This window comes from Gracilibacillus marinus (assembly GCF_042651725.1).
GTDB classification, from domain to species: Bacteria; Bacillota; Bacilli; order Bacillales; family Amphibacillaceae; genus Gracilibacillus; species Gracilibacillus marinus.
Window position 1 is genome coordinate 977,440 of the sequence record NZ_JBHSDV010000001.1, and the last position, 7,621, is coordinate 985,060.

8 protein-coding genes and 1 pseudogene are annotated in these 7,621 nt (G+C 33.1%); 5 read left to right on the forward strand and 4 right to left on the reverse strand.

Annotated elements, in window-relative coordinates; translation table 11 throughout:
* Positions 1 to 56 precede the first annotated feature (56 nt).
* The 4 genes and pseudogenes from ACFOZ1_RS04310 to ACFOZ1_RS04325 all read left to right on the forward strand — a co-directional run bounded on the left by ACFOZ1_RS04310 (position 57) and on the right by ACFOZ1_RS04325 (position 3,366).
* Positions 57 to 665, forward strand: coding sequence for a hypothetical protein (locus ACFOZ1_RS04310; RefSeq protein WP_390196337.1), 609 nt, complete (start codon positions 57 to 59; stop codon positions 663 to 665).
* Positions 652 to 2,565 carry a motility associated factor glycosyltransferase family protein gene (locus ACFOZ1_RS04315; protein WP_390196339.1) on the forward strand — a complete coding sequence of 638 codons (1,914 nt, stop codon included), beginning with the start codon at positions 652 to 654 and terminating at the stop codon, positions 2,563 to 2,565. The genes ACFOZ1_RS04310 and ACFOZ1_RS04315 overlap by 14 nt, the downstream gene beginning before the upstream one ends.
* Positions 2,555 to 2,992 (forward strand): annotated as a pseudogene (locus ACFOZ1_RS04320) (SDR family NAD(P)-dependent oxidoreductase); the annotation flags it as partial. The gene ACFOZ1_RS04315 and the pseudogene ACFOZ1_RS04320, both read left to right, overlap by 11 nt.
* Positions 2,993 to 3,186: 194 nt before the next feature.
* A complete protein-coding gene (locus tag ACFOZ1_RS04325) occupies positions 3,187 to 3,366 on the forward strand; it encodes an MscL family protein (RefSeq protein ID WP_390196342.1) in 180 nt (59 codons plus the stop codon).
* Positions 3,367 to 3,454: 88 nt separating this feature from the next.
* Here the strand turns inward: ACFOZ1_RS04325 and ACFOZ1_RS04330 are convergent, their stop codons facing one another.
* The 3 genes from ACFOZ1_RS04330 to ACFOZ1_RS04340 are packed head-to-tail and all read right to left on the reverse strand — an operon-like array spanning position 3,455 to position 5,990.
* Positions 3,455 to 4,444 carry an ABC transporter substrate-binding protein gene (locus tag ACFOZ1_RS04330; protein ID WP_390196344.1) on the reverse strand — a complete coding sequence of 330 codons (990 nt, stop codon included), beginning with the start codon at positions 4,442 to 4,444 and terminating at the stop codon, positions 3,455 to 3,457.
* A 24-nt stretch (positions 4,445 to 4,468) separates the two neighbouring features.
* Positions 4,469 to 5,218, reverse strand: a complete 750-nt coding sequence (locus tag ACFOZ1_RS04335; protein WP_390196346.1) for an ABC transporter permease — start codon at positions 5,216 to 5,218, stop codon at positions 4,469 to 4,471.
* On the reverse strand, positions 5,202 to 5,990 hold the full coding sequence (locus ACFOZ1_RS04340) for an ABC transporter ATP-binding protein (protein WP_390196348.1): 789 nt from the start codon (positions 5,988 to 5,990) through the stop codon (positions 5,202 to 5,204). The genes ACFOZ1_RS04335 and ACFOZ1_RS04340 overlap by 17 nt, the downstream gene beginning before the upstream one ends.
* 286 nt (positions 5,991 to 6,276) lie before the next feature.
* Between ACFOZ1_RS04340 and ACFOZ1_RS04345 the strand changes: the two genes are divergently transcribed.
* Positions 6,277 to 6,486: a hypothetical protein gene (locus ACFOZ1_RS04345; protein ID WP_390196351.1), complete on the forward strand. Its 210-nt coding sequence runs from the start codon at positions 6,277 to 6,279 to the stop codon at positions 6,484 to 6,486.
* Positions 6,487 to 6,539: 53 nt separating this feature from the next.
* Here ACFOZ1_RS04345 and ACFOZ1_RS04350 read toward each other — a convergent pair whose 3' ends face one another.
* Positions 6,540 to 7,502, reverse strand: a complete 963-nt coding sequence (locus ACFOZ1_RS04350; protein WP_390196354.1) for a nuclease-related domain-containing protein — start codon at positions 7,500 to 7,502, stop codon at positions 6,540 to 6,542.
* Between the last annotated feature and the right edge of the window lie 119 nt (positions 7,503 to 7,621).

Below are 7,621 nucleotides of genomic sequence, written 5' to 3' on the forward strand. Positions count from 1 at the left end.
TTAAACATTTTTCGATAATTTACGATATAATAAGTAGTAGATAGGAGGAAAGTATCGTGCAATTACATTTATTAAATGAACAAAAGTCATACGCAAACGAACATAGCTCTGTCAATCAAATTGTTAATGAAATTAATAATAGATTAGAAGATACAGATTATTTCTTCAGTCATCTAGTTATCGATAATATTGAAGTGTATGAAAATGCGGAAATATATATGCAGGATCATATTGAAAGTATCAAAAATATAGAAGTGAGAGTGAAAACAAAACAGCAATTTTTTGATGAGACATTGCTAATGGAACATGAATACATATCAAATATTTTCCCCCCACTCAATCAAATAATTGAAGAATTTTATGCTGGACCAAATGAAGCGACTTGGTCAAAATTTCAAATGTTAGTGGACGGTCTGCAATGGATCGCCCAATCTAACAATACAATTGATCATGCAGCTGATAACAAGATGGAAACCGCAGCACTTTTATCACAACAACAATTGTTAAATGAAATATTTGTCGAGTTAATGGGAGAGGTCGAAAGTCAAGATCCACTTGCTATCGCGGATATTTTACAAGGCGAGGTTGCAGTAAAGTTAGAAGAAATGCAAGAAGATATCAGCAAACTAATGGATATAAGAGGGATAAATCATGATTTTAGTTGATAACATAAATTTTCTAAGAGGGAAATACCAACATATTCGTGATTATTATAAGAATGAAAATGAAAAAAAAACAGATTTTGCTCTGGTAGAATTAACAAAAAGCGGATTACATAATATTATTGTAAACAAAAATGATAAACAAATGAGTGTTCATAGTAAATATGATCCTGAAAAAGAAGCAAAAGCGATAGCGAACAAATATATGGATGAACTAGAAGATTACGATCATATTTTTTTCTATGGTGCTGGAATGGGTTATCATATTCGTGAAATAATGAGTTTAGCACCTAATAAAGAATTTACCGTATATGAGCCTTCTTCTGACATTTTTTATCAATTGATTTCTACTGTTAATGTAAAAGAACAATGGCCAGTGAAAAAATTAAAAAATTTATTTGTGGAATTCGAGAAGCCGAATTTGTTGCAATCATTACAGATTTTTTCCAACCAGTTAAATGGGAAGGTATTGTTGATTGAGCTTCCAAGTTATAAACGGATTTTTCCAGAAAAATATGAGCTCTTCGGACAAGCCTTTAAGGAAATTGTCCGGACGAAAAAGCAATCTCTACATACGAATATGGCTTATGAAAAGCGTTGGATTATCAATAGTTTGTTAAATAGTCAATATGTCGTCAAAACGCCGAACATATTACATGATATTCCGAAAGAGCATTTTAAGGATAAGCCTGCTGTAATTGTCGCTGCTGGTCCATCATTAGAACAAGATATCGAGCATATTAGATATATTAAAGAAAATAATCTAGCTTATGTATTTTCCATCGGATCAGGTGTCAATGCATTACTGAACCACAACATTTATCCAGACGCTACATTATCCTATGACCCTAGTCATAAAAATATATTAGTTTTTGAGAAAATAATCAATAATGAAATTAAGGATATTCCATTAATATTTGGGTCTAGTATTGCTTTCGATGTGTTGCAAAAATATCCAGGAGATAAAATGTACCATATGATTACAACACAAGATACATTTTCTGATTATTATTTGAAACATAAGAACAGTGATAAAATCAATAAAATTAGTGATGCACCTTCTATTGCGGTGTTAGCGATAGAAATGTTGACGAAATTAGGTAGTAATCCAATAATATTAACTGGTCAGAATTTGAGTTATTTAGACGGAAAACAATATGCTGAGAGTATAAGCTATCAGCATGTTAACAATGAGTTAACCGACGGAGAATTACAAAAACATAATGAATTTAAAGTGAAGGATGTTTATGGGAATATTATTCAATCTTCTCAATCCTTCATTTCAATGAAGAAACAAATTGAAAATTATCTTGCTAATTTATCAGATGCACCAGTGATAATAAATACGACTAAAGGTGGTGCAGACATAAGTGGTGCACCATTCAAAGATATAGAAACAGTTATGAAAGAGGAATTAAACCAACATATTGAGACAAATAATCTCTTAAACTTGCAGGATAATCGATATGATTCAGACTATATTGATAATAAAATTCATGAATTAAAGGATGAGCTTACGGAATTAGAAACAATATTCAATTTAGTGTTAAAACAAATAAGAAAGTTAGATAATTTCGCACAAGTGAAAGATGAGAGTAGATTAACACGTGCATTCGTTGAATTTGACCAAACAATGGAGCAATTAAAGAAGAACAAAATTTTTAAAATTTTTATACAACCAATGTCTCGAAATCGGTGGGATATCTTGGTGAAATCGATTCAGGAAGTGAGATTTAATCAGGATTTAATAATAAAAGCAAAAAAAATTGTCGAAGTAGTGGCGAATTATATGTATTATTGTAAGAAGGATATCGAAATGATTGCGCCAATGTTTAATAATATGACTGATTTATTATTAAGATATTTTTCTGAAGAAATAGGTGAACAAATAGATGAACAATAAGAAGGTACTAATAACAGGAGCAGACGGCTTTATTGGCTCTCACTTAACAGAAGAATTAGTAAGACTGGGCTATCAAGTAAAGGCATTTGTCCAATATAATTCATTTAACTCTTGGGGATGGTTAGATGAATCGTCACAAGAAATCTTAGATCAACTCGAAATTTTTAGTGGGGATATTCGAGATCCTTATGGAGTAAAAACTGCAATGAAAGATTGTGATGCTGTGCTTCATTTAGCATCATTAATTGCTATCCCATATTCCTATCATTCACCAGATACGTATATTGATGCAAATATAAAAGGAACTTTAAATGTATTGCAAGCAACAAAAGAGCTTAATGTTTCAAAAGTTGTGCATACATCCACAAGCGAAGTATATGGGACAACTAAGTATGTACCAATTGATGAAGGGTATGCATTACAAGGGGCAGTCTCTGAATTCTGCTTATGAAAAAAATGTTGGAGTATCGATAGCTTATTAAAACGTAAAACATATTACATGATATTTCGAAAGAGCATTTTAAGGATAAACCTGCGTAATTGTAACTGCTGGTCCAATATTAGAGTAGGATATCGATCACATTAGTTATATTAAAGATAATAATCTAGATTACATTTGATGTGTTTATTCAATCGATTATTGACTTTCTTATTGTTGCATTTGCGATTTTCTTATTTGTGAGAATGTTAGGCAAATTCAAGCGTGAGAAAGAAGTACCAGCAGAAGAAGGTCCGACAATTGATTCGAAGGAACAGTTGTTAATTGAGATTAGAGATTTGTTGAAAGAACAGAATAAGTGAGTGTAGGAGAGTGATTCTTCTGCACTTTTTTTGCGTATAAAAACAAAGATATGACGCAAATAAATGGTCATATCTTTGTATAAATGAATTACTGAATGAACTGTGTATCAATAAGATTAGTAAAGTCAGGTTTTTCTTTTAAGAAATCAAGTGCATAAGAAGAGTCTCCAAATGCTTGAATTGCTTCTGCATCTACTTTATAAGTAAAGCCAATGTTTTCCCATGCTTGGTCAATCACTTCTTTTGATAATTCTTGATCTGTGATTTCTTTAATATCTTTTATTGCAATTTCTTTTGCTTCTTCAGGATTTTCATTAATGAATGCTGTTGCATCTTTATGAGCATTGACTATTTTTTGAACTAATTCAGGATCATTTTCAATTAGCTCTCCTGATGATACAAGCACAGATGCAGGTAGTGTATTTCCGAATGCGACATCATCTGTACTAATGATTACTTTTGCTCCTGTTTCTTGTGCTAATACTGCTGCCCATGGTTCTGGTGCCACTGCAACATCTACTTTCCCAGATTCGAACATAGATTGATAGGTTGCAGGTTTACCAGTCGTGTGTACCATTGTTCCGTTGATACGTTCAGAAGTAATACCAAGTTCTTTCATTGACGTTTCAAATTGCACATCATGTGTACATCCAACGTGTGGAGTGATAAACGTTTTGCCATCAATGTCTTCTACTGTTTCAATGCCACTACCCTCACGTGCAAGGATGACCGTACCTCCAGTAGAACCAGCGCCGATAATTTTAACATCTGTACCAGTAGTGTAGTTATTCATTGCAGGGCCTGGGCCGACAAGACCTGCATCTACTTCACCTGTTTTAAGTGCAGTCATGAAATCAGATCCACCTGAAAACGTTTTGTAAACAATTTCTATATTGTCACCTAATTGTTCTTCATAATATCCTTTTTCTTTAGCAATCATCGAAGGTACATGATTAATATTAGGAAAATATCCAATCACGACTTGTTCCTTTTCTTCTGATGAACCAGATGCAGAACCGCATGCTGCTAATAGACCTGCAAATAATAAAATACTTAATAGTGCTGTAAATCTTTTCATAATAGATTTCCCTCCATATATTTTCTACAATCCCCAACGTTTCTCGACAGATTTTTCGATACGTTGGAAAATTAGTTGATCAACAATATAGCCAATAATACCTATAATAATGATAATACCTATCACAAGACTCATATTACCGAAGTCTGATGCGTATTGAAGTGTATACCCAAGACCAGGACCAGTACTGAGTAGTTCCCCGGCCATTAAAGCACGCCATGAAAAGGCCCATGCCAATCTTGCTCCAGTTACTGCATATGGAATAGAAGCAGGAAAAATCACTCGAATAAACATATCTAATCCGCTTGAGCCCATTGTTTTTGCTGCTCTAATATATAATGGGGATACATTTTTAATCCCTGATCGAATATTCAGTGCCATTACAAATGTACCACCAAGGATCACAACAAATATAACTGCTTTTTCATTTAATCCAAACCACATAATGGCCAATGGTAACCACACTATACTTGGTACACTTTGTAATGCTAGTAACATGGAACCAATCGTATCATCTGCTGTTTTCGATTTTGCGATAAGTACACCTATACTTGTTCCAATCACTAGGGCGATAAATAAACCAATAAATAATCGTTTGAAGCTAGCTATCAAATCATACACAAGGGTCAGGTCGATAAATCCTTGATACAATGCAACAAAAACACTGCTTGGTGCAGGTAAAATCAATTCTGACCATAACTCTAGAACGGAACCTAATTGCCATAAACCAAAGAATAGTAATATGAAAATGATGCGTTTAACTGCTGGTGTCATAATTTTCTTCCTCACTAACGACTTTATCGATTTCTGTTTTTAAATACCCCATGATTTCTTCTTCAATTGTTAACATTTTCTCTTTATATTGGTCTCTAGGGCGAGGTAGATCTACGTGAATATCCGCTAAAATGGTTCCTGGTCTCGTTCCCATAACGATAATTCGATCAGATAATTTGATGGATTCCGAGATACTATGTGTCACAAAAAGGATTGTCTTCTTTGTTTCCATCCAAATTTGTTCCAACTGCGCATGTAGTCTCGTTCGTGTTTGCTCATCTAATGCTCCAAATGGTTCATCCATCAAGAGGATTTCTGGATTCATTGCTAATGCTCTAGCAATCGCAACACGTTGTTGCATCCCACCAGATAACTCATGTGGATAATGATCAAGATAATTACTAAGTTGCACCATTTGCAAGTATTTCTTTGCTTGCTCGATAGCATCTTTTTTTGGTAATTCCTTTTTAAATGGAAACATCACATTGTCGACAACATTTAGCCATGGAAATAATGCAGCTTCTTGGAAAACCATCCCTCGATCTTTTCCAGGCTTATCGATGCGGTTATTGTTTACTAAAATCTCTCCACTTGTTGCTTTCGTAAGACCAGCAACGATGGATAACAATGTGGACTTACCACAGCCAGAAGGTCCCAAAATAGAAACAAATTCGCCTTTTTCGATTTGTAAATTAATATCTTGAAGCACGATGGACTTCTGATTATTCTTATCAAGAAATTCTTTTTGAATATTATTAATAGCTAAAAACATGTTATCACAACCAAACTTATTATTCTTATGAATTTTATCGGAATTGATCCTTGGTTGTTATTCTATGATAATTGGGTGGGGTTTGTCAATAAGGAAAATGGGAATTGGGGTTTTGGAGGTGGGAGGAGAGTGGATAAAAACTAATCACAAAAAGCGAAATATTTAATTTAACAAGTAGCAAGATGTATTCAACAAAAATAATAAAATATCTTTACAAAAACTCCTTCAATCATCATTCATTCGTACCGATAAAGAGATAAAGGCACAAACGAATGGATGAATACATATGGAGCGACAAGCTATCGAATTACTAATTGAAAAAATTGATATGTTATTAGAAATAGATATAAAAATGAAAGAAGTAGAAGCATTATCTGCTAAATTAGCGACACAGTTACTCTCAAAACATGAGCAGGAATCTATCTACTTGCAAATAGAGGAATTAAAAAAAGAAATTAACTATTTATCTAGTTGGTTTGAAGAAGGTGCGCACTAGTATAGTTGATTGCCGTAAGATTGAATTATCAGTTTTACGGTTTTTCTAATTGATTAAAGTAATCGGTAGATGGAACCTTTGTTATCACCTGATCTCTTTACGATACCTGAATTTTTTAACAGATTCCTTATGATTTTTTCGTTATCAACTTGAAAAAATTCACGGAGTTGTTGATTTGTAACTGTTGGTCCAACAAAGGCAAAGTACTCTTTAAGACTATGGATATGTGCATCCCGCTCTTTAAGATTACATTGCGGGCATATCCACGTACCACGTATTCTTTTCATGCCTATATAATTACAACTGGAACAAATTATTCCATCAATCACTTCTCTTCTATCAATTTTAAATTTTTTATAATAGTGAAAGGTCGGGTTTTTGTGTTTAGCGATTAATTGTTCAGAAGCATGCGTCATAAGAGAAGTTTGTATAAGAGGGGTAGAATGTGTGGCACATAATTTTTGAAAAAAAGATTTAATGTGTTCAAAAGACATAATTTGTTGATGAACAGCATTGCTAGATTCGTCAGTTAGTATTTTTGATAATGGATTTGCTAATGCAACAATAGGAATTATGGGAATTTTCCTTAATTGCCTATCAAAATATCGTTGCAATTGATCATGTTGCTCTTCCACTTGTCTAATTGGATTTCTCATTTCAAAGAATCGATCGTTTATCGAATAATCAAAGTTTCGCCCAAATTGACTAAAATGAAAGCAGCCTTGACTATCTTTTATATCGATAATAAGACCAAATCCAGGTGTTAATAGCAAATTATCCATTTGAAAATAACTATTGTTATCACTCGCACGTAATCGCAAATCTTGAAGAATTAAAATATTTTTATGTGTTGAGGTAATTCTTTTTAGATAAAAATCCATTTCACATTCTGCTTCATATCCTTGTTTAATGTTACGTAAACTAGTTTCTAATTCCTTTCGACGAGACGGTACACGTATCAAGCCATTCTGTAAAAGCTGTATACTCTCAGGCTCCTCACGATATTTGATAATCATATAAAATCCTCCTTAAGTTGAATACTAATAATATTCGACAACAAATAATAAAATCCTTCTATATAATTGATTTTAATTAAAATACTGGTATATTAATTTGAATAACTACATGAGCAACA

Coding starts and splice junctions, on each gene's coding strand:
- ACFOZ1_RS04315 (WP_390196339.1), top strand. CDS start 652: ATGATTTTAGTTGATAACATAAATTTTCTAAGAGGGAAATACCAACAT.
- ACFOZ1_RS04330 (WP_390196344.1), bottom strand. CDS start 4,444: ATGAAAAGATTTACAGCACTATTAAGTATTTTATTATTTGCAGGTCTA.
- ACFOZ1_RS04335 (WP_390196346.1), bottom strand. CDS start 5,218: ATGACACCAGCAGTTAAACGCATCATTTTCATATTACTATTCTTTGGT.
- ACFOZ1_RS04340 (WP_390196348.1), bottom strand. CDS start 5,990: ATGTTTTTAGCTATTAATAATATTCAAAAAGAATTTCTTGATAAGAAT.
- ACFOZ1_RS04345 (WP_390196351.1), top strand. CDS start 6,277: ATGGAGCGACAAGCTATCGAATTACTAATTGAAAAAATTGATATGTTA.
- ACFOZ1_RS04350 (WP_390196354.1), bottom strand. CDS start 7,502: ATGATTATCAAATATCGTGAGGAGCCTGAGAGTATACAGCTTTTACAG.